General features: G+C 69.4%; 18 protein-coding genes and 3 pseudogenes. 8 read left to right on the top strand and 13 right to left on the bottom strand.

Annotated elements, in window-relative coordinates; translation table 11 throughout:
- Nucleotides 1-142: 142 nt before the first annotated feature.
- The gene (gene mqnP / locus ACIQNG_RS00675; protein ID WP_401438424.1) at nt 143-1,045 is read right to left on the bottom strand and encodes a menaquinone biosynthesis prenyltransferase MqnP; all 903 of its coding nucleotides are present in this window, start codon (nt 1,043-1,045) and stop codon (nt 143-145) included.
- Complete coding sequence (locus tag ACIQNG_RS00670) at nt 1,042-2,493, bottom strand: menaquinone biosynthesis decarboxylase (protein ID WP_401438427.1); 1,452 nt, start codon at nt 2,491-2,493, stop codon at nt 1,042-1,044. Before ACIQNG_RS00670 ends, mqnP begins: the two co-directional genes overlap by 4 nt.
- Nucleotides 2,494-2,582: 89 nt before the next feature.
- Between ACIQNG_RS00670 and ACIQNG_RS00665 the strand changes: the two genes are divergently transcribed.
- Nucleotides 2,583-3,056, top strand: a complete 474-nt coding sequence (locus tag ACIQNG_RS00665; RefSeq protein ID WP_401481985.1) for a PLD nuclease N-terminal domain-containing protein — start codon at nt 2,583-2,585, stop codon at nt 3,054-3,056.
- A complete protein-coding gene (locus ACIQNG_RS00660; protein WP_401481983.1) occupies nt 3,053-3,802 on the top strand; it encodes a MerR family DNA-binding transcriptional regulator in 750 nt (249 codons plus the stop codon). Before ACIQNG_RS00665 ends, ACIQNG_RS00660 begins: the two co-directional genes overlap by 4 nt.
- Here the strand turns inward: ACIQNG_RS00660 and ACIQNG_RS00655 are convergent.
- From ACIQNG_RS00655 to hemL, 9 genes and pseudogenes are all read right to left on the bottom strand, one after another.
- Nucleotides 3,774-4,184: an SRPBCC domain-containing protein gene (locus ACIQNG_RS00655; protein WP_401438436.1), complete on the bottom strand. Its 411-nt coding sequence runs from the start codon at nt 4,182-4,184 to the stop codon at nt 3,774-3,776. The two genes, ACIQNG_RS00660 and ACIQNG_RS00655, sit on opposite strands and share 29 nt — an antisense overlap.
- A gap of 80 nt (nt 4,185-4,264) precedes the next feature.
- Nucleotides 4,265-4,639, bottom strand: coding sequence for a nuclear transport factor 2 family protein (locus tag ACIQNG_RS00650; RefSeq protein ID WP_401481981.1), 375 nt, complete (start codon nt 4,637-4,639; stop codon nt 4,265-4,267).
- Nucleotides 4,640-4,662: 23 nt separating this feature from the next.
- A complete protein-coding gene (ccsB, locus tag ACIQNG_RS00645) occupies nt 4,663-5,790 on the bottom strand; it encodes a c-type cytochrome biogenesis protein CcsB (RefSeq protein WP_401438441.1) in 1,128 nt (375 codons plus the stop codon).
- Nucleotides 5,791-6,128: 338 nt separating this feature from the next.
- A pseudogene (locus tag ACIQNG_RS00640) lies at nt 6,129-8,012 on the bottom strand (cytochrome c biogenesis protein ResB); the annotation flags it as partial.
- A gap of 3 nt (nt 8,013-8,015) precedes the next feature.
- The gene (locus ACIQNG_RS00635) at nt 8,016-8,813 is read right to left on the bottom strand and encodes a cytochrome c biogenesis CcdA family protein (RefSeq protein WP_401481979.1); all 798 of its coding nucleotides are present in this window, start codon (nt 8,811-8,813) and stop codon (nt 8,016-8,018) included.
- Nucleotides 8,814-8,841: 28 nt separating this feature from the next.
- Nucleotides 8,842-9,483, bottom strand: coding sequence for a TlpA family protein disulfide reductase (locus ACIQNG_RS00630; protein ID WP_401481977.1), 642 nt, complete (start codon nt 9,481-9,483; stop codon nt 8,842-8,844).
- 66 nt (nt 9,484-9,549) lie between these two features.
- The gene (locus ACIQNG_RS00625) at nt 9,550-10,950 is read right to left on the bottom strand and encodes a hypothetical protein (RefSeq protein WP_401481975.1); all 1,401 of its coding nucleotides are present in this window, start codon (nt 10,948-10,950) and stop codon (nt 9,550-9,552) included.
- Nucleotides 10,951-11,136: 186 nt separating this feature from the next.
- On the bottom strand, nt 11,137-11,865 hold the full coding sequence (locus tag ACIQNG_RS00620) for a histidine phosphatase family protein (protein ID WP_401481973.1): 729 nt from the start codon (nt 11,863-11,865) through the stop codon (nt 11,137-11,139).
- Nucleotides 11,862-13,181, bottom strand: coding sequence for a glutamate-1-semialdehyde 2,1-aminomutase (gene hemL / locus ACIQNG_RS00615; RefSeq protein ID WP_401481971.1), 1,320 nt, complete (start codon nt 13,179-13,181; stop codon nt 11,862-11,864). The genes ACIQNG_RS00620 and hemL overlap by 4 nt, the downstream gene beginning before the upstream one ends.
- 368 nt (nt 13,182-13,549) lie before the next feature.
- On the opposite strand from hemL, the gene ACIQNG_RS00610 reads away from it, so the two are divergent.
- Nucleotides 13,550-14,206: a hypothetical protein gene (locus tag ACIQNG_RS00610; RefSeq protein WP_401438459.1), complete on the top strand. Its 657-nt coding sequence runs from the start codon at nt 13,550-13,552 to the stop codon at nt 14,204-14,206.
- Nucleotides 14,207-14,281: 75 nt separating this feature from the next.
- On the opposite strand, the pseudogene ACIQNG_RS00605 reads toward ACIQNG_RS00610, so the two are convergent.
- Both ACIQNG_RS00605 and ACIQNG_RS00600 read right to left on the bottom strand, forming a co-directional pair.
- Nucleotides 14,282-14,503 (bottom strand): annotated as a pseudogene (locus ACIQNG_RS00605) (site-specific integrase); the annotation flags it as partial.
- Between the two features lie 105 nt (nt 14,504-14,608).
- Nucleotides 14,609-14,806 (bottom strand): transposase, encoded by a 198-nt coding sequence (locus ACIQNG_RS00600; RefSeq protein WP_401481969.1) that lies wholly within the window; start codon nt 14,804-14,806, stop codon nt 14,609-14,611.
- Between the two features lie 186 nt (nt 14,807-14,992).
- On the opposite strand from ACIQNG_RS00600, the gene ACIQNG_RS00595 reads away from it, so the two are divergent.
- The 5 genes and pseudogenes from ACIQNG_RS00595 to ACIQNG_RS00575 all read left to right on the top strand — a co-directional run bounded on the left by ACIQNG_RS00595 (nt 14,993) and on the right by ACIQNG_RS00575 (nt 21,257).
- Entirely contained in the window at nt 14,993-15,319 is a 327-nt protein-coding gene (locus ACIQNG_RS00595; protein WP_401481967.1) for a trypco2 family protein, read from the top strand.
- A gap of 402 nt (nt 15,320-15,721) precedes the next feature.
- On the top strand, nt 15,722-18,538 hold the full coding sequence (locus ACIQNG_RS00590) for a hypothetical protein (RefSeq protein ID WP_401481965.1): 2,817 nt from the start codon (nt 15,722-15,724) through the stop codon (nt 18,536-18,538).
- A gap of 157 nt (nt 18,539-18,695) precedes the next feature.
- Nucleotides 18,696-19,553, top strand: coding sequence for a hypothetical protein (locus tag ACIQNG_RS00585; protein WP_401481963.1), 858 nt, complete (start codon nt 18,696-18,698; stop codon nt 19,551-19,553).
- Nucleotides 19,554-19,752: 199 nt separating this feature from the next.
- Nucleotides 19,753-20,466: pseudogene (locus tag ACIQNG_RS00580) on the top strand (DUF3631 domain-containing protein); the annotation flags it as partial.
- A gap of 389 nt (nt 20,467-20,855) precedes the next feature.
- A complete protein-coding gene (locus tag ACIQNG_RS00575) occupies nt 20,856-21,257 on the top strand; it encodes a plasmid mobilization protein (protein ID WP_401481961.1) in 402 nt (133 codons plus the stop codon).
- The last annotated feature ends 3 nt before the right edge of the window (nt 21,258-21,260 follow it).

The raw sequence follows: 21,260 nt of genomic DNA, 5'->3' as shown, positions 1-21,260 counted from the left end.
ACGGCAGGACGGTCAGACGGGTCGGACGACCGGACCGTCAGACAGGTCAGTCGGCCGGACGGTCAGACGGCCGGACCGTCAGACAGCCGGCGGGTCAGACAGCCGACAGGTCAGACAGCCGGCGGGTCGGACAGCCGGACCGTCAGACGGTCAGGCCCCGCACGAGAAGATCCAGCAGCGCACACCCGAACAGGGCGATGCCGATGAACCCGTTGACGCTGAAGAAGGCCCGGTCGAGGCGGGTCAGATCGTGGGGGCGGACGATGGTGTGCTCGTAGACGAAGGCTCCGGCGACGACCGCGATGCCGAGCCAGAAGAAGGCACCGGCGTCGGTGACCACGGCGTACCAGGCGAAGAGGGCCGTCGTCACGGCGTGGCAGACGCGGGCCGACCAGACGGCGGCGGGGATGCCGAAGCGGGCCGGGACCGACATGACGCCGGTCTCGCGGTCGGCCTCGACGTCCTGGCAGGCGTAGATCAGATCGAAGCCGCCGATCCAGATGCCGACGGCGAGGCCGAGGAGCACGGCGTCCCAGGACCAGGTGCCGGTGATCGCCAGCCAGCCGCCGATCGGCCCCATGGCCTGGGCGAGACCCAGGATGGCCTGGGGGAAGTTGGTGAAGCGCTTGCCGTAGGGGTAGACCACCATCGGGATCACGGCGACGGGGGCCAGGGCCAGACACAGCGGGTTGAGCAGGGCCGCCGCGCCGAGAAAGACGGCCAGCGCGATGAGCGCGCCGATCCAGGCGTGGCGGACGGACATCGCGCCGGTGACCAGTTCGCGGTGGGCGGTGCGCGGGTTCCGCGCGTCGATCTCGCGGTCGATGATCCGGTTCACGGCCATCGCGAAGGTGCGCAGTCCCACCATGCAGACGGTGACCAGCAGCAGCTTGCCCCAGTGGATGTTCTTGTCCCACTCGTACATCGCCGTCAGCGCGGCGATGTACGCGAAGGGCAGCGCGAACACCGAGTGCTCGATCATCACCAGCCGCAGGAACGCCTTGGTGCGTCCTGGCCGCGGGAGCGCGGCGGAGGCGCTGCTCACAGGCCGTACTCCCGCCACCGCCGGGTGACGCGTTCGGCCGTGGCCGGGTCGGACTCGACCATGTCCGGCCAGCCGCCGTCGCGGGTGTAGCCCTCCTCGGGCCACTTCCTCGTCGCGTCGATGCCCATTTTGCCGCCCCAGAACTGCTGGTAGGAGGCGTGGTCGAGATGGTCGACGGGACCTTCCACGAGCGACAGGTCGCGGGCGTAGTCCGTGTTGCCGAGGGCCCGCCAGGCGACCTCGTGGAGATCGTGGACGTCGCAGTCGGAGTCGACCACGACGATCAGCTTGGTCAGGGACATCATGTGGGCCCCCCAGATCGCGTGCATCACCTTCTGCGCGTGCTTGGGGTACTTCTTGTCGATCGCGACGATGGCGCAGTTGTGGAAGCCGCCCGCCTCGGGCAGGTGGTAGTCCACGATGTCCGGCACGATGATCTTCAGCAGCGGCAGGAAGAAGCGTTCGGTGGCGCGGCCCAGCGGGCCGTCCTCGGTCGGCGGGCGGCCGACCACGATCGACTGGAGCAGGGGGCGCTTGCGCATCGTCACACAGTCGATCTTCAGCGCGGGGAACGGTTCCTGCGGGGTGTAGAAGCCGGTGTGGTCGCCGAACGGCCCCTCCGGCAGCATCTCGCCGGGCTCCAGCCAGCCCTCCAGAACCACCTCCGCCTGCGCGGGCACCTGGAGCGGCACGGTCTTGCAGTCCACCATCTCGATCCGCTTGCCCGCGAGGAAGCCCGCGAACAGATACTCGTCGATGTCACCGGGGAGCGGCGCGGTGGACGCGTACGTCACGGCGGGCGGGCAGCCGAAGGCGATGGCGACGGGGAGCCGTTCGCCCCGGCGGGCGGCGACCTGGTAGTGGTTGCGGCTGTCCTTGTGGATCTGCCAGTGCATGCCGATGGTGCGCCGGTCGTGGCGCTGGAGGCGGTACAGGCCGAGGTTGCGGACACCGGACTCCGGGTCCTTGGTGTGGGTCAGGCCGAGGTTGAAGAAGGACCCGCCGTCCTTGGGCCAGGTGAACAGCGCCGGAAGCTGGTCCAGGTCCACGTCCTCGCCCTGGAGGACGACCTCCTGCACGGGGGCGTCCTTGACCTTCTTCGGCGGTACGTGCGTCATCGAGCCGAGCTTGCCGAACGCCTCGCGCACCCCGACGAACCCGTGCGGCAGTTCGGGCCGCAGCAGTCCGCCGATCTTCTCGCTGATCTCGCCGTACTCCTTCAGGCCCAGCGCCTTCAGCAGCCGCCGGTCGGTCCCGAAGACATTCATGGCGAGGGGCATGGACGACCCCTTCACCTTCTCGAAGAGCAGCGCCGGTCCCCCTGACTTCTGCACCCGGTCGACGATCTCCCCGACTTCCAGGTACGGGTCGACCTCCACCTTGACGCGCTTCAGGTCTCCTTCGCGCTCCAGTGCCCTGAGCAGGGAGCGAAGATCGTCATAAGCCATGGGGCCCAGTATCCCCGAGCGGTTACCCTGGCCCCGTCACGGGGCCGGTCCGAGCCCGCCCTCCACCGCGTTCCAGGAGGCTGTCCCACATGCTCAGGCTGCTGATGTTCCTCGTGCCGCTGGCGCTGAGTGTCTACGCGTTCATCGACTGCATCAGCACGAAGGACGAGGACATCCGTCATATGCCCAAACCGCTGTGGGCGATCCTCGTCCTGCTGTTCCCGCTGGTCGGCTCCCTGTCGTGGCTGATCGCGGGCAAGAAGCGCTCCCCCGCCGCCGAGGGCTGGTCCGGGGTCCGCACCGGCGGGCGCGGCGGCTTCGTCGCCCCCGACGACAACCCGGAGTTCCTCAAGTCCCTCTCCGACGAGGCGAGCCGGCCGCGGGACCCGGGTACGCCGGAGCGGCCCGGCGCACAGGGCGCGCCGCGGGACGAGGAGCGGGACGGCGACAGGAACGGCGACAGGGACAGCGAGCGGGGCGGCGAGCGGGGCGGCGGCGACAGGGACGGCGAGAAGGACGGCGGAAAGGGCGAGGGGAAGGGCGAGGGTCCCAAGGGTCCGTGACGCCCCGCGCGCGGCTGCGCCCCGTCGATCTGGCCCGGCTCGCGGGCCTGTCCACCCAGCAGATCCGCAACTACGAGGACGCGGGCATCCTGCCCCCGGCCGTGCGTACGGCCACCGGCTACCGGGCCTTCGAGGAGGTCCACCGGCAGGCGCTGCTGACGTTCCGCACCCTGCTGAAGGGGTACGGCCCGGTGACGGCGGGCGAGGTGATGCGGGCCGTGCACGGCGGGGACGTGGCGGCGGCGCTGGCGCTGGTGGACGCCGCCCATGCCGTGCTGCACGGCGAGCGCGAGGCGCTGCGGGCCACCCGGGAGGCCGTCGACACGCTGGCGCGGGAACCGGCCGCCCCGCCCGGCGCCGACCGGCTGCGCATCGGCGAGGTGGCCGCGCTGCTCGGCGTACGGACGTCCGCGCTGCGGGTGTGGGAGGCGGCCGGGCTGCTGACCCCGTACCGCGATCCGGTCACCGGTGAGCGGGGGTTCGCGCCGTCCGACGTCCGGGACGCCCGGATCGTACGGACCCTGCGCGCGGGCCATCAGCTCTTCGACCGGATCCGCCCGGTCCTGGAGGAGTTGCGCCGCGAGGGGTCCGCCGAGGCGCTGCGCGCGGCGCTCGCGACCCGCGGGGAGGCGCTGACGGCCCGTAGCCGGGCCATGCTCGAAGGGGCGGGCGCGCTCCACGGCTACCTGGAACAGGGCGACCGCCCCGGCCACGGTCTCAGGGGGGCGGCTGGGTCGGCAGGGTGAGGAGGCGTTCGAAGCGGCTGCGCCAGCGGCTCTCCGTCTCGGTCCCGCCGCGAAACTCGTGGGTGAAGCGCAGGACGCTCGCGGTGTCGCCGTCGCGTTCCAGGAGGAAGCGGATCCGGCCGCCGGGCTCCACCGTGTACTCGGCGACCCGCTCCACGTCCCAGGCGGTGACCCGGCCGGTGCCGAATCCGCGCAGGGTCACGGTGCCGCCGAGCCGGGGTTCGAGGCGTTCGACTCCGGTGAACCAGGCGGCGAGGCCGTCGCCGGTGGCCAGGGCGGGCCAGACCTCCGCCACGGGGTGCGGGAGCCGCACCAGGAAGTGCAGGAGGTGGGTGCTGCCGCCGGTGGTCCGGCCGGTGCCCCGCTCGATGGGTCCGCTCATGTCTCCAGCGTGCCGCGAACCGCGCCACTTCGCCCACCTCAGCGGCGCTGACCTGGGGTTTCCTTGGAGCGGGCGGGCGGTCAGGAGGTGGGTTCGATCTCCCCGGCGAAGACCACGATCTGGTCGATCTGGTGGCGTCGGAAACGGACGACGTCCGTACCGGCGAGGCGGGGGCCGCCGTCCGGGGTGGTGAACACCCAGCGGTAGCGGGCCCACTCGCCGGGCAGGTCCACCCCGGAGGCCCGCACCATCGTGCCGGTGCCCGCGGGATGGTTGCGGATGTCGCGTACGAAGCGTTCGACGGCCTCGATGCCCTCGCTGCGGCCGAGCGGTCCCCAGAGGATCACATCGGGGGTGAGGGCCTGGGCGAGCAGGCCGGTCACATAGCGGTCGTCCGAGGCGTTGAAGGCGGAGAGGAACGTGTCGATCGCGGACTGTGCGGTCTCTTCCTGCATACGTCAGTAGTACCAGTAACGGGTCAGAAGCCGACGGCCTGGAGGGCACCCATGCCGACGTCGGCGTAGGAGTGCTTGCCGGAGACGAAGATGTTGACGCCGTAGTAGTTGAACAGCCAGCAGCCGAAGGCGATCAGGGCGAGGTAGGCGGCCTTGCGGCCCTTCCAGCCGGCCGTGGCGCGGGCGTGCAGATAGCCGGCGTAGGCGACCCAGGTGATGAAGGACCAGGTCTCCTTGGGGTCCCAGCCCCAGTAGCGGCCCCAGGCGTCACCGGCCCAGATGGCGCCCGCGATGATCGTGAACGTCCACAGCGGGAAGATGGCGGCGTTGACGCGGTAGGCGAACTTGTCGAGCGTGGCGGCGGCGGGCAGCCGCTCCAGGAACGAGGTGGCGAAACGGCCGGGGGTGCCGCCGCGGGCCACCTTCAGCTCGTACGAGTCGCGGAACAGGTACAGGATCGTGGAGACCGCGCCGACGTAGAAGACCGCGCCGCAGATGATCGCGGTGGAGACGTGGATGTAGAGCCAGTACGACTGGAGCGCGGGGACCAGCTGGTCGCTGGAGGTGTAGAGGACGGTGACGGCGACGCCGAGGTCGAGCAGGACCACCGTGGTCAGGAAGAGCCCGAGCCAGCGCACGTTCTGCTTCAGGGCGAGCAGCAGCAGGTAGACGCCGACGGCCACCGTGGAGAAGGTGATGTTGAACTCGTACATGTTGCCCCACGGCGCCCGCTGCACGGACAGCGCGCGGGTGAGCACACCGCCGGCCTCCACGAGGAAGGCGACCACGGTGAGCGAGATGGCGATCCGTCCGTAGAGGTCGCCCTTCTCGCTGCCGCCGTGCGCGCCGGGCCCGTCGGGCACGTCCCGCGCACCGGCCGCCGCCCGTACGACGACCTTGGGTCGCTCCAGTACGGCGGTGCCGCCGTTCTCGCGGACGGTGACGGCGGGCGCGGATCGGGCCGCGGTGTTCCCGGTGGCCGCGCTGTCGGCGGTCAGCGCGGCGGCCGTACGACCGACCTTGCTGCGGCTGCCGAAGATCCACTCGGCGATGTAGGCGAAGAAGGCCAGGGTGTAGACGGCCATCGCGGAGTAGATCAGCGTATTGCTGATGTTCGCGAGGTTCTCGTTGGTCGCGGCGGCGAGCGTCACTTCTCAGCCCCTTCGGCGGAAACGGCAGGGTCGGTGGGCTTGGGGGACTTGGGGAGTTCGGGGGACTTGGGGGACTTGGGGGACTTGGCGGGCGTGAGGGGTTCGGGGGACGTGGTGGGGTCCGGAGCCGAAGCGGCGTCCGGGGCCGAAGCGGTCTCCGAAGCCGAGGCGGCGTCCGGGGCCGAGGCTGCGTCCGGAGCCGACGTCGCTTCCGGGGTGCCCGGGGCGGCGTCCGGGGTCGGGGTCGCTTCCGGGGTGCCGGGGGCGGTGTCCGGAGCCGACGTCGCTTCCGACGTGCCCGGGGCGGCGTCCGGAGCCGACGTCGCTTCCGGGGTGCCGGGGGCGGCGTCCGGGGCCGGGGTCGCTTCCGACGTGCCCGGGGCGGCGTCCGGGGTCGGGGTTGCTTCCGGGGTGCCGGGGGCGGTGTCGTACAGCTCGTCGGCGAGGCGGCCCAGTTCTTCGGGGACCCGGGCGGATTCGCTGCGGCCGAGGCCGGCCATCTCCACGACGGTGATGCCGTCGGGGCCCTTCACGGCCCGGACCCACACCCGGCGGCGCTGGACGAACAGGGACGCGGCGAGGCCGAGGATCGCGGCGACGGAACCGGCGAGGGCCCAGCCACTGGCGGGCTGCTTGGCGACCTGGAAGCCGGCCCACTCCTGGACGCCCTCGAAGGTGACGGAACCGGCGCCGTCGGGGAGTTCCATGGTCTCGCCGATGGCCAGCCGCTGCTTGAACAGCTCGCCGTTCTTGTCCTTGAACTCCTTCATGTTGGTCTTGTCGAGCTGGTAGATGCTCTGCGGGATGCCGGAGTTCACCCCGAGGTCGCCGTGGTACGCGGAGAGCGCGAGCCGCGGGTCCAGGACCGCCGGGAACTGGGAGACCATCGTGCCCTGTCCCTCACCGGCGAAGGTCGGCACGAAGAAGGCGTTGAACCCGAGCTGCTCGCGCTCGCCCTTGGCGTTGCGGTAGCCGTCCATGACCTTGATGGCGCCGGAGGAGGTGACGAACGAGTCGAGCGGCAGCAGCGCGACCGCCTCCCGGTCCATCACGACCTTGCCCTTGCCGTCCCGGACCGTGATCACGGGCGCGTAGCCATGGCTGACCAGGTAGACCTTGGAGCCGTCGATGTCGAGGGGCTCGTTGACCTTGATGGTCCGCGACCGCTCCTCGCCGTACGCGCCGACGCTGTAGTCGATCTTCGCCTCGTAGATCCGCGGGGTGCCGCGGTTGGGCCCGGTGGGCTCGTAGGTGCCGCGGAAGTCCTTCAGGGTGAAGCTGAAGGGGTCGAGGTCGTCCTGGCTGAAGAGGTTGCCGGACTTGAAGTCGTCGTACTGGGTGAGGGTGTTGGCGAACCCGTCGCCCTCCAGGATCAGCTTGTTGCCCTCGTACCGGAAGAGCTGGCCCCAGGCGAAGGCGATCAGCATCACGACGAGCGCGACATGGAAGACGAGATTGCCCAGCTCCCGCAGGTACCCCTTCTCGGCGGCGACGGCGTCACCGGCGACATGGGCGCGGAAGCGGCTGCGCCCCAGCACGGCGAGCGCGGCCTCGCGGACCTGCTCGGGCTCGGCCTCGGTGCGCCAGGTGGTGTAGGCGGGCAGCCGGGTGAGCCGCTTGGGGGCGCCCGGCGGCCGGCTGCGCAGCTGGCCCACGAACTGCCAGATGCGGGGCACGATGCAGCCGATGAGGGAGACGAAGAGCAGGATGTAGATCGCGGAGAACCACACCGAGCTGTAGACGTTGAAGAGGCCGAGTGTGTCGTAGACCGGCCCGAGGGTCTCGTGACGCCGGCGGAAGTCGTCGACGAGGGTCGCGTCGATCCCGGTCTGCGGGATCAGCGAGCCGGGGATCGCGGCGAGCGAGAGCAGCAGGAGCAGCAGCAGCGCGACCCGCATGGAGGTCAGCTGCCGCCAGAACCAGCGCAGCCAGCCGACGAATCCGAAGGCGACCGGTCCGGGGGCGTCCTCGCGGGGCGCGGTGGAGAGCCGGCTGCCGGCCGCGCCGAGTTCGCTCTCCTCGCTCTGAGCGCTGTCCTCGCTCTGAGCGCTGTCCTCGCGCCGAGCGCTGTCCTCGCGCCGAGCGCTCTGGTCGCTCTGGTCGCTCTGATCGGCGGAGGTGCCGCGCGCACCGGAGTCCGCATCGGTGTCCGCATCGGTGTCCGCACCGGTCGTCGCGCCGTTCTTCGCGCCGTTCTTCGCTCCGGTCTCGGTGTCGCTCATCGATCAGATCCCCACAGTGAAGCCGTTGGACCAGGTCTGCATCTGCTGCACGAGGATGTCCCAGACACCCGACAGCAGCAGCACCCCGGTCGCGATCATCATGATGCCGCCGACGCGCATCACCCAGACATAGTGGCGCTTGACCCAGCCGAAGGCGCCGAGGGCCCGGCGGAAGGCGACCGCGGCGAGCACGAAGGGGACGCCGAGGCCGAGGCAGTAGGCGACGGTCAGTATCGCGCCGCGCCCCGCGCTGCCCTGCTCGGAGGAGAGGATGATCACGGAGGAGAGGGTCGGGCCGATGCACGGTGTCCAGCCGACGCCGAACAGCGCGCCGAGCAGCGGGGCGCCGACCAGTCCGGTCACCGGTCTGCGGTGGAAGCGGAACTCGCGCCGGGTGAGCCGGGGCAGCGCGCCCATGAAGAAGGCGCCCATCACGATCATGACGACGCCGAGGACACGGGTCAGGACGGTCTGGTTCTCCTGGAGGGTCTGCCCGAAGTAGCCGAACAGCGCGCCGGTGGAGACGAACACGGCGGTGAAGCCGAGGACGAAGAGCGAGGCCCCGGCGACCAGCCGGCCGCGGCGGGCCTCGGCGAGGTCGGTGCCGGTGACTCCGGTGACGTAGGAGAGGTAACCGGGGACGAGGGGCAGGACGCACGGGGAGAAGAAGGAGATGAGCCCGCCGAGCAGGGCGATGGGCAGGGCCACGAGGAGGGCGCCGTTGAGGACGGTCTCGTTGTTGCCGACGGCGGCCAGTACGGAGGTGGCCGGGACTCCGGACACCTCGGAGGTCGCGACCATTGCGGATACACCAGACAATCCGGCCATGTCACTTCTCCGCGAGGACCGGAGCGAGCATCTTGCGCAGCTTCTCCTCGCTGAGTGCCTGGAGGGTGCGCGCGGCGATCTCGCCGTCCCGGTCTATGACCAGGGTGGAGGGGATGGCCTGCGGGTTGAGGGTGCCCTTCTCGAAGCGGAGCATCAGCTTCCCGGTCGGGTCGTACAGGCTCGGATAGCTGACGCCGAACTCCTCCTCGAAGGCGAGGGCCTTGTCGGTGGTGCTGTCGCGGGTGTTGATGCCGACGAACCGGACGCCCTGGTCCTTGACGTCCTGGTAGACCTTCTCGAAGTTCTTCGCCTCGGCCCGGCAGGGCGGGCACCAGGAGCCCCAGATGTTCAGTACGACGACATCGCCCTTGTAGTCCGCGACGTTCAGGGACTCGCCGTCGACGGTCGGGCCGGAGAGTTCGGGGACGGCGACCCGCTCCGCCTTCTTCACCGTGGCGATGCCGTCGGGACCGCTGACGTAGCCGGTGTCACCGCCACCGCCCGACGTCCCGCCGGAGCTGCACGCGGTGGTGAGCAGGGCGACCACGGCGGCGCCGGCCCCCAGGGCGGCGCGGCGGCGGACGCGGTCGGCGGGGCGGCTGGTGCGGTTCGAGCGCAGGGGGGCGCGGCTGGCGGCACTCATGTGAAAAGTTTCGCATGTCCGTTCCGGGGATCTTGCGCACCCCCCTACGGACCGGAAACCCCCATTTCAGGCCGCGTCTTCCTGGCCGGATCCGGTGCCCTCGGTGCCGCCCGTTCCCCCGGTGTCGCCGGTACCTCCGGTGTCGCCCGTGTCGCCGGTACCTCCGGTACCTCCGGTGTCGCCCGTACCACCGGTGTCGCCGGTGCCGCCCGTGCCGTCGCTTCCGAGGTACGCCTTCCAGCCCCCGGTCGGCTTCTGCCCGACGTCCAGTCCGCGCAGCCGCTCCAGCACCTCCGGCTTCTGCACGTCCAGCCAGTCGACGAACTGCCGGAAGGAGACGAGACGTATGTCCCCGCCCTTCTCCTTCTCGCGCGCCATGTGCTTGATGGCCTCCTCGACGGCGTCCATGTAGATGCCGCCGTTCCACTCCTCGAAGTGGTTGCCGACGAAGAAGGGGGCGCGATTGCCCTCGTAGGCCCGCTTGAAGCCTGATATGTAGGCGCCGGCGGCCTGCTCGCGCCAGCGCGGGTAGTTGCGGGAGGGCGCGTTGGTGGAGTTGATCGACTGGTTGGCGAGGATGTTGTAGTCCATGGACAGCACCTCGAAGCCCCGGCCGGGGAACGGGATCGCCTGGAGGGGCAGATCCCACAGTCCGCTCTTCTTGACCGGCCACACCTGGCGTCCGCCCGGCGAGGAGGCGTCGTAGCGCCAGCCCAGCTCACGGGCGGTGGGCAGCAGGTTCTCCTGGCCGAGCAGACAGGGCGTACGGCCGCCGATGAGTTCCTTGTCGTAGTCGAAGGGGAGGGACGGCAGGTCCGTCCAACCGGAGTTGCTGCGCCACTCCTTCACGAACGCCTTGGCCTGCTCTATCTCGCTGGCCCACTGCTTCGGCGTCCAGTTGCCGACGGAGCCGGAGCCGCCGCAGAAGTGGCCGTTGAAGTGGGTGCCTATCTCGTGCCCGTCGAGCCAGGCGCGGCGCACGTTCTTGAGGGTGTCCTTGATGTGCGCGTCGGTGAGGTAGCCGATGTCGGAGGCGCCGCGCTGGTTGTTCGGCGGGTCGTAGAGCCGCTTCTTCGACTCGGGCAGCAGATATAGCCCGGAGAGGAAGAACGTCATGTGCGCGCCGTGCTCCTTCGCCAGGTCGAGGAAGCGCGGGAAGAGTCCGTTGCCGACCTCGCCGGCGCCGTCCCAGGAGAAGACCACGAACTGCGGCGGCTCCTCCCCCGGCTCCAACGGCCGCGGGGGCTTCGGCTGGTGCGGCTGTTTGCCGGTGAAGGCGGTGGAGCCGTCGCCGATCGGCTTCGCGGGGGCGCTCGGGCTCTGCGATCCGCCGGCCCGTCCGCTCCCGGAACCGCCGGACCCGCTCCCGCCGTCCGTCGAGGTAGCGCACCCGACCAGTCCCAGAGCGGCAGCCGCCCCCGCTCCCGCGCCGAGTGCCATCGCTCCCCTGCGATTGATGTGAGGCATGCCGTCCCTGTCCGTTCCCGCTGGCTGGTGGTCACCCAGTCAGAGGGAGGGCGAACAGGGGGAGGTTCCTCGTACGAGTGAATGTTTGCAAATAAATGCAACAAACCCGTCACAAACTGCTATAGGGCGAAGAAAAGGGCCGAGCGGAGGCAACCCTCCGGCCCGGCCCTCACTCAGGGCGGAGCGCTACGCCCCGAACGCCTTGTCCTTTCCCTTGACGCCCTTGACGCCCTTCGCCCCCGCAAGCAGATGCGGCGGCACCAGGTCCCGCGCCGGTTCGCTGTAGCCGACGGAGACGATCCGGTCGCCGTCGTAGGTGAACGAGGTGAGCGAGGCGAGCGTGCACTGCCGTTTGCGCGGGTCGTGCCAGAGCCGCCGCCGCTCGACGTACGACCGCACGATCCAGATCGGCAGCTGATGGCTCACCAGCACCGCCTCATGGCCGCGGGCCGCGTCCTTGGCGGCGTCCAGCGCCCCCATCATCCGTACGACCTGGTCGATGTAGGGCTCCCCCCACGACGGCCGGAACGGGTTGACCAGGTGCTTCCAGTTCTCGGGGCTGCGCAGGGCGCCGTCGCCGACGCCGAAGGTCTTGCCCTGGAAGATGTTCCCGGCCTCGATCAGCCGCGCGTCGGTGCCGAGGTCGAGGCCGTGCGTCTTGGCGACGGGGACGGCGGTCTCCTGGGCGCGCTCCAGCGGGGAGGCGACGACATGGGTGATGTCCCGGGTGGCGAGATGTTCGGCGACCCGGTCGGCCATACGGAGCCCGAGGTCGGAGAGGTGGTAGCCGGGCAGCCGTCCGTAGAGGATGCCGTCCGGGTTGGCGACCTCGCCGTGGCGCATGACGTGGACGACGGTGACGTCGGTGCCGCCGCCCGTGGTGCCGGTGTGGTCCGTGCTGCTCTCGGTCGTCATCCCGCCGTGGCCTCCGCCGCCGCTCGGGCCGCCGCCGGGAGGGCGTCGGCGATCCGCTCGATGGCCCGGTCGTCGTGGGCCGCGGAGACGAACCAGGACTCGAAGGACGAGGGCGGCAGGTAGACGCCGTCGGCGAGCAGGGAGTGGAAGAAGGCGTTGAAGCGGAACGACTCCTGCCGCCGGGCGTCCTCGTAGTCGCGGACCTCGCGGTCGGTGAAGAAGACCGAGAACATGTTGGAGGCCCGCTGGAGCCGGTGGGCGACGCCCTCCTTGGCGAGGGCCTCGGTGACGAGCCCCTGGATCCGGGCGGAGGCGGTGTCCACGGCGGCGTAGGCCGCGTCGTCGAGGAGGCGCAGTTGGGCGAGGCCGGCGGCGGTGGCGACCGGGTTCCCGGAGAGGGTGCCGGCCTGGTAGACGGGCCCGGCGGGGGCGAGGTGGGCCATGACGTCGGCGCGACCGCCGAACGCGGCGGCGGGGAAGCCGCCGCCCATGACCTTGCCGAAGGTCAGCAGGTCGGGGGCGACGCCGTCGACGCCGTACCACCCGGCGCGGCTGGTGCGGAAGCCGGTCATCACCTCGTCGGAGATGAAGAGGGCGCCGTTCTCGGCGCAGGCGTCCTTGAGGCCCTGGTTGAAGCCGGGCAGCGGCGGGACGACGCCCATGTTGCCGGGCGACGCCTCGGTAATCACACAGGCGATCTCGCCGGGGTGGGCGTGGAAGGCGGCGCGCACGGCTTCGAGGTCGTTGTACGGCAGCACGATGGTGTCGCCGGCCTGGGCCCCGGTGACCCCGGGGGTGTCCGGGAGGGCGAAGGTGGCGACGCCGGAGCCGGCGGCGGCGAGCAGGGCGTCGACATGGCCGTGGTAGCAGCCGGCGAACTTGATCACCTTGGCGCGGCCGGTGAAGCCGCGGGCGAGGCGGATGGCGGACATGGTGGCCTCGGTGCCGCTGGAGACCAGCCGCACCTGCTCCAGCGGGGCGACCCGGGCGACCATCTCCTCGGCGAGCGCGACCTCGCCCTCGCCGGGGGTGCCGAAGGAGGTGCCGCGGGCGACGGCGTCCTGGACGGCGGCGATCACCTCGGGGTGGGCGTGGCCGAGGATCATCGGCCCCCACGAGCAGACGAGGTCGACGTACTCGCGTCCGTCGGCGTCGGTGAGATAGGGGCCGGTCCCGGACACCATGAACCGGGGGGTGCCGCCGACCGCGCGGAAGGCGCGCACCGGCGAGTTCACGCCACCGGGCGTGACGGCCGCCGCACGGTCGAACAGCGCCTGCGAGGCGGGTGCTTCGTATGGATATGGCAGTTCGCTCATGACCTTGCGACTTCTCCGACTTCTCGGACTCCGGGTGCAGTGACGTTTTCAGGGTAGGACAGGGCGTTCGGGCGGCGGGCGTGGCGGGGGTGGCGGTGTGGCTGCGGGGAGGAAGGGGGCGTGGGAGGTTGTGGGACGGCGCGCGGGGGGCGCGGCGGCGCAAACCGATGGCCCTCCCCCATACATCTGCGAAACTGAGAGGTGAGACACACACCTCACTCGGGCCGTATGGGACGGGGGCTGCGAAGATCCTGCGGACAGGTGTTTCACCGCACGTTTCGGCGAGCGGCCGTGGGGGAGGTCACTGACACGATGATCGGGTTGCGCGGCCGGAGCCGAGCGTCCTAGAAAAGCAGTCGGGTGGAGATATGCATCGCGGTGGCGGACTGGGCGAGGGGACTGATGACCTCGGTCCTCGACGTGCCCGGCGGGGAAGGCACCGGCGCGACGCGGAGGAAGCAGCGGAGACACGTCAGGCACAGGGTGCGCAGGGCGCCCCGGGTGCGTCGGGCGAGCCCGAGCCGCGCGACCGACGGTTCGACCGCCGGCCGGACGCGCTCCGGGCCGGAAGCAGGAACGGTGGTCGGGTGGGGGTGACGTACAAGTACTTCGGCGCACCGGACGGCGCGACCGCGGCCCGCGTCCCGATCTCGATGCGTCCCGAGGAACTCGGTGGCGACGAGCTGGGCATGAACGGCATGTTCACCAAGATCAAGCCGGAGACGATGGCCGCGATGGTCCTCACCGGCATCGAAGGCGTCCCCCTGCACAAGGTCCCACCCCTCGAACTGGTCGTCCTGCATCCGGACTACGCGGTCGTGAAGCTCCCCATGACGGTCGTCGACCCCCTGCGCGGCATCGGCGAGGAGGCGGTGGGCGCGGCGGCCTTCATCTGGTCCACGGTCCCGGACCGGGGCGGCCCCCGGGACGCGTTCAACGTGTACCAGTTGCTGCACGAGTGGCAGGACTTCAGCCACCGGCTGCATGAGGCGGGGCATCAGCCGTACTGCCTGGTGTGGCCCTGACCTGGGGTTTTGGTGGTTTCGGGCGGGGCTTTCGGGTCCTGCTCTGGCTAGTGCCTGAAGAGGGCCGTCAGGCCGTCAGGCCGTCAGGGCACATCGAGGGCACATTGGTTTGGGCGGGGGCACTGGTGCCCTCAGATCCTCCATCGTCCTGGGAGTCCGCTTCGGTGAAGGCGTCGTCGATCGCCTTGCGGGTGCGGGTCTCGCTGGACGGCAAAGGTGCGTGTACGTCCGCAGCGTGAAGCCCGGGTCCGAGTGACCGAGGTACTCGGAGAGCGCCTTGATGCTCTCCCCCGCGTCGGTGACTCCTTCGGAGGCGGTCGAGCTCATGGGCAAAAAAGACACTCGCGGCTTTGAGGATCTCGTTCGTCCACTTCAACTCCGTTTTTTCCTTGCGAAGTTGCTTCAGCCCGTCGCGTTCGGCGGTGGTGAGCCGGTCATCCCGCTCACCGTCGTCGGCTGGTCGGCCTCGGCTTGCCGGCCCCAGACGCGCAGGGCTTCCTTGCGGATGCCCAGGTCCTTCGCAACGTGCGCAATCGGGCGGCCGGTGGTGCGGATCGCGCGCTCGCGGAGCTCGTCGGGGTATTTACGTGGTGGTGGCACGCTGCTGGTGAATCTCCTTCGCCAGGAAGGCAACCCCGGCATCGGGAACTCCACCAAACTCAGAGCAGCTCAGTCCCCCTCGCCGGAGGGATGCCCGTCTTGGGCGGTGGGGAATGAGGGCAAAAGTCTGCGGCGGATCAGCCTGCTGCCACACACTAGGTCACGAAGCGTCAACGGGGAGGGTTCGTGGAGCAGGACGGAACTGAGTTGGCCGAGGCGCTCATGGCTGTGCGGGCAGGTCTTGCGGCTGCCCAGCGGGAAGGGGACGGGGCCGCTATCCGGTTCAAGGTCAACGAGGTGACGTTGGATCTGGGGATCGAGCTTCGGGCCAGCGGTGCCGCGTCAGGTGGGGTAAAGGCGTTTGTCGTCTCCACGGACGCGAAGGGGGAGTGGTCTAGGTCCCGGACTCACCGGTTGACGGTGAATCTCGTGGTCGACGGGGCGGATCACCAGCTGATCAGCGGGGATGCGTCTGACTTCGGGGATACGGTCGGCGGGAGCTTGTTCGAGTAGCCGAGGCGCACGGTGGAGGCTGCGAGCTGGTCACGGACCGTGGAGGTTCTCGGCGCAGGTGGCGGGTGCGGGTCAGGTACCTTGATCGCTCCTGGGCTGGTGCTGACAGCGTTGCACGTCGTAGCGGAGGCGGGCGGGGGACCGCCTCCGCTCGGTGGGCGAATCCGAGTGCGGGTTCTGCGTAACCGGCAAGAGCATCCGGCGGAGGTCATCTGGGTCGGCGACCGTGAACTGGATGCGGTGCTCTTAGGCGGCGACCCCAGTCGGTTGGGTCGGGACGTGACACCCGCGAGATGGGGCGAGCTGACGTGTTCGAGTCCGAAGGCCCGTCCGGAATGTTCAGCTGTCGGCTTCCCGCGGGCCTCGCGCCATAGCACCGTTCGTCCGGACGGCGGCCACACCGTGGTGCACGACGACCGGCAAGTGATCGGTCACGTCAGTGCGGTGACGGGCCTGAACGCGGCGAAGTACGACGTCGACGTGTCCAATGCCCTCCCGGACAATATGGGCGGGTGGAGCGGCCTGTCGGGTGCCGGATTGTTCTGCAACGAGATCCTGATCGGCCTGGTGGAGGCGGTGCCGAAATCCTGGAAAGGCCGAACGCTGTGGGCCCTGCCAGCGCGGCGTCTGCTCGCGCTTGCCGACTTCACGGCCATGGTGACCGCCCACACGGGCCTCGCACCGCAGTTGGAGTCGGCAGACCAGAGTGCGCTTTTCCACGCCCCTCCCGTTCCCCACCTATCGCCGTCGTATCTACTCTCACCGCAGGCCGAAGTCGTGCCATTCACGGGCATGGAGAGGGAGATCGCTGACCTGACGTCCTGGTGCACCAGTCGGCGTGTGGTGGACGTGGCGCTGGCCTTCGGCCCCGGCGGCGTGGGAAAGACCCGCCTGGCGGCCGAATTGATACGGCGTATGACACATCGGCGCTCACCCTGGACAGCAGGGTTTCTTTCGGACGTGCTGCGGGCCGGCGGGTCACTGGAATCACTGACGACGAATATCCGGCCGCTCCTGCTGGTCCTCGATTACGCCGAGACCCGGGTGGACCAGGTCGAACAGGTGTTGCGCCTTTTCAGAGGATCGCGTCACGCCCATGACCCGGTCCGGGTACTGCTGCTGGCCAGAACCGCGCACCGGTGGTGGACGGATCTCCAAATCGAATGGCAGGGCACAGCGGCAATGGAGCGGGGCACCATAGTGCCGTTGGCACCTGCCGAGTTTCACCCACGCGTCGGCAGCTCACGGAACTTCGAGGTCGCGACCCGAGCCTTCCGTGAACGTATCGCTCACCTTGCTGCACTCGAAGGACCGTCGGAAGCTGGCGACGATTCCAGCCCACCCCAGGAACCTCCGCGCGGTGATCAAGCGTCAGGGCCGCCCGAGGAACTTATCGTCTCCATCCACATGGCTGCCCTCGCACAGGTGCTGGAAGAGGCCATTGTTCCGACCGCCGTCGGCGCCATCCGTCCAGTCGATGTTCTGATGGCCCATGAGAGCCGGTACTGGCGGCACAGCGTCCGCTCACACGGGCTCGACGATGTCTTCTTCCATCAGCGGGACCTGCTACGTCAACTCGTAGCTGTGCAGCGCATCGTCGGGGCCGATGAACGCCGAGACGCGCTGAACGCGGTCTTCGCAGCCTTTCGCTTCCACGACCGTGATTTCGACACTCCGCAGCTCCCGGACCGCGAGATCGTGCGCCGCATTGAGCAGATGCTTGCCGACCTCTACCCGGCAACAGACGGGGCACGCTGGGGAGCGATGAGACCAGACGTTCTCGCCGCTGAACTCATCGCTCGGGCAGACCACGACAGCGACAGCGAGCTCGTCGTCCACATCCTCCCCGACGCCGGTCTCTCCGCCGTCCAGCAGCACCGCGCGATGACCGTCCTGGCGCGCGCAGCCACACATCAATCCACGCTCACCAACAGCGTCGCCCGCGCCGTGACTGCCGCACCAGACGTCCTCCTCGCCACTGCGGTCGACATCGCCACCGAACTCCCTCCAAGCGATGCGATCACCTGGCTGAACGCTCTCAAGCCTGCTGCGGCCGCTCAAACGAATACTGACAACCACGTCCCGAACGACCAGCTCCACCGCATCGATAGCCTGCTGGACCAGCTCACTCCATGCCCCAACACATCTGGTCGGCAGGTCGACACCGAGCCCACCAGCACAGAGCCCGAGACAGGTCCGCTCACCGAGACACCGAAGCAATCCGATGCCGCGCCCGAAGCCGAAGACGACGTTCCCGCCGCCACTGAACGGATCACCGGAGGCCACGAGCAACGCTCTTCTCCACCGACCTGCTTCCTCCCAATTCGCAAGGCGCCTCGCCATGGGGGCGACATCACTCTCCACCTCCCCCCACAGGCCCACCTCGGCGTCGGAGGGCCGGTTCTCTCTCTATTCCGCCTGTTGAGCGGCGCCTTCACCGACCCCGAGAGGCAGCAGAGAATGGATCACGCGCTGCGTTGCCTCGGCGATGAGGCCCGCCGATCCAACCGTCCTCTCCCCGCGGTGAACACGATCGTCCTCGCCCCAGACAGTTCCATCGAGCTGAACCTTTCCACTGTCGCACTTGCCATTCCACCGTTCCAGTCACAAGGGCCTGACACGGTGTGGCGCTGCCGGGGCGACCACGTACTACCTCCCAGCACCGAGATGAAACCCCCGCAGCACGCCTACCCAGCCTTGGCACAACTGGGCTGGACACCCGAAGGATCGATCACATATGTCGATCTTGAGCATGTCGGACTCGTCCATCTCGATGGGCCCATCGAACACGTTCAGCAAATCCTTGGCGAGTTGGCCTTCGAGTTCTCAACGAGGTCCCGAGCCAGCCGGCCGCACGTTCATATCGCAGGAATCGGAAAGCCGGCACGGGGCATCCGCTATTCCACACAGCACAACGCCCTTGAGGACGCGCTGGATGCCACCGGCACACACACCGCGCAGGCGCGCTCCGCACTCCACGCCCTGAACGTCGATCACCCCCGCGACGCTCGCGTACGCGACCCTTCAAACGATCTGTGGAAACCCAGAATCGTCCTCACCGACCAACAGATGGACACCGATACCGCCAGGGAGCTCGGAAGGATCCTCGACGCCCGTCCTCAAGCATGCCTGGGCGTCGTCACTCGCGCCCCATCACCCGGCAACGGTCGGGCCGCCCGATGGACCATCACTGTCGACCCCTTGGTGACCAACCTTTGACCCGACCCGTGCCAAGCCCGGAGATACGCACTCCCAGCCGGGGAAGGGGCACCCATTTAGGACTGTCAGGCCACCACCCCCAAGGAACCGCGCAGAACCTTTACCACCACGATCCTTGGACGGCTGCCGAACAATGCATCAAGAAGGAGGGACCGGCATGGCCATCTTCCGCCGCTCCATCAACGAACAGCACAACGAGACAGCCGACGAGCTCGCATTGCTGCGCACCGAATTCGGACAGGAGCTGCGCACCGGCCTGGCCGAGCTCAGGGGCCTCAACACCGATGCTCGCCAACAGCTCGCTTCCAGCCTGGACGCCGGCCTGCAAGACCTCCGTGACGAATTGCGCGAACTCCGCCGCGAACTCAACGATGCCCACAAGACGATCACTGAGGCCCGCCGCGAATCGGAATCCCTACGCTTGGAACTCGAAACAGCACGCCGCCAAGCCGCCGAAGCACGAACAGAAGCTCTCAGCGGAACGAGAAGTAGCCCCGGCGCGCCCGCAGTCGCATCCGACTCCGAGCCCACGCCCGCAAGCGCCACGCCCCCGGCTGTCTCAGGCGAAGAGGAAGCACCTGATTCCTCCGAATCCGGGACTGCGGAACAGACCCCCTCAGCTACCGGCCAGCGGCCACCTAGCGCCGTACTTGAGCAGGCCGCTGGCATCAGCGCCGCCGACCTGATCTGCCACCGCGATGCATGGGCATTCATTGTCGAACAAGCTGCCCGCAACGCCCACTTCCGTGTCCCTGGTCTCGCTACTGATGGCGACGATGAGCAGCAGACGAACGTGACGCTTTCCGGACGCACCCTGATCGCCATCCTCAGCGCCCTGCACACGACCCGGCAGGCGCACACAACCTCCCGCGAGGACCGTGCGCTCGCCGCGACGTACTACAGTCGGATCGCCAATGTCATCGCGGGCGCCCTTCCCTCGCAAAGTAATGCCGTGAGAACCCGCATCGTGATTGACGACCGCCCCCCACACACCCTTGAGGACACGACCGACTGATCGGGACCAGGATCCCGTCGCTGCCGAAACAAATCGAACAGCTCAAGAACAAGATCATAGGCCTGGCGGCAGCGTCTTCCACGGCAGGACGATGCTGAGGGGGACGCTGCGCAGCTCGCCTGATGACCGGCAACGCGTCCCACACGGTGCCGACTGGGTTGCCGAACCTGCGCGCGCCACAGCGTGCCCTTCAGAACGGCGGGCAGTCGCGCTGCGGATGCAGAAGCGCAAGCCGGGCGAGAAGGTCGCCCAGTTCCGCTCGCGGAACTCCGTGCCCGAACTCAACGCGCTGCGTGACCGGCTGGCCGCCTGGCTGGGACCGCTGCGCGGCACGGCCGCCCGTATGGTGCCGACGATGCCGGTGGAGGACCGGGCAGCGGACACATGGGAGCCACTGGTGATCACCGCCGACCTGACCGGCGGTCACTGGCCCGCGCGCGCCCGTGCGGCCTGTGTGGCGATGACCCGGTACGAGGCGGTCCAGGACGAGCAGACCAGCCTGAAGACGCGGCTACTGCGCGACATCCGCCGCATCTTCCAGGCACACGGCAACCCCGAGGCCTTGTCCTCCCAGACTCTGGTCGCCGACTTGCTCCAGGACCCCGACGCCCCCTGGGCCGAGCACGGCACCAAGGGGTTCAACGCCTACCACCTGAGCAACATGCTGCGCGACTTCGGCATCAGCCCGGCCAACTACCGGTTCGACCAGGGCAGGCAGGCCAAGGCATATGCCCGCAACCGGTTCCTCGACGCCTGGGCCCGCCACTGCCCTGACCTCACCAACCCGGCACCCTCCCCCACGCACGACACCACGCCCGCGCGCCCAACCCCGGGCACGCCACGCGCCGCCCCGGCGGGCACGCTGCCCATCGGCCCGCCCGCAGGCCCCGCCGGCCCCACACGCGGCCGCTGACCCGCCTGGGGTCCGTATCACTGCGTCGCGTCCGTCCCCGCGCAGGTCAGCGCGGGGAGGGACTCCCTCGCCGGGACGCACCTCTCCGTACCTGCCCGGATGTCCGTACCTGTGCTGACCAGGCATGCGACGCACGCGACGGACGTGACACCCCCCAACCTCCTCACCACCGGAGAAACCTGTACATGCACGAACAGCACCCCGAACCACCCACAGCTCAGCAGCAGACGCACACCGCCTCAGCGCCAGACAGCGCAGCAAGTTGTCGGGTAAGGAGTCCTTACCCGGCCTCCGCCCCGGGGGAGGCGGAGGCATCTGGCGCGGGGACGCCGGAGTCGGCCGGCCCGGGGGAGCCGAGTGGGCCAGGGGGCAACGAGCCGTCGTCGAACGTGCCGCAGCAGTCCGCGCCGCGTCGCCGCCTGCGTGACAATCAGCTGCGCGAGCACCGCATCCATCCCTGCTGCAACGACGACGAGCTCGCTCTCGTGAACAACGCCGCCGCTCTCAGCCGCATGAACCCCGGCGGCTACGTCGCCGAGTGCGCGCTCGCCGCCGCCCGCGCCGACGACCCCACCGCAGCCGTGGCCGACTACCGCGCGGTGGTGAAGACGCTGATGGCCGCCAACGGACAGCTCGGCAAGATCGGCAGCAACCTCAACCAGCTCACCCACCACCTCAACAAGAACGGCGCCTGGCCCCACCCCGACACCGTCCAACGGCTCCTGGACCTCGTCGAGGCGTCCATCGCCGACCTGGACACCGCCGTCGCCCAGATCACCGAGGCGCGGTGAGCC

Source organism: Streptomyces sp. NPDC091377 (assembly GCF_044757045.1).
Classification (GTDB): Bacteria; Actinomycetota; Actinomycetes; order Streptomycetales; family Streptomycetaceae; genus Streptomyces.
This window is presented reverse-complemented; position numbering and strand designations above follow the sequence as displayed.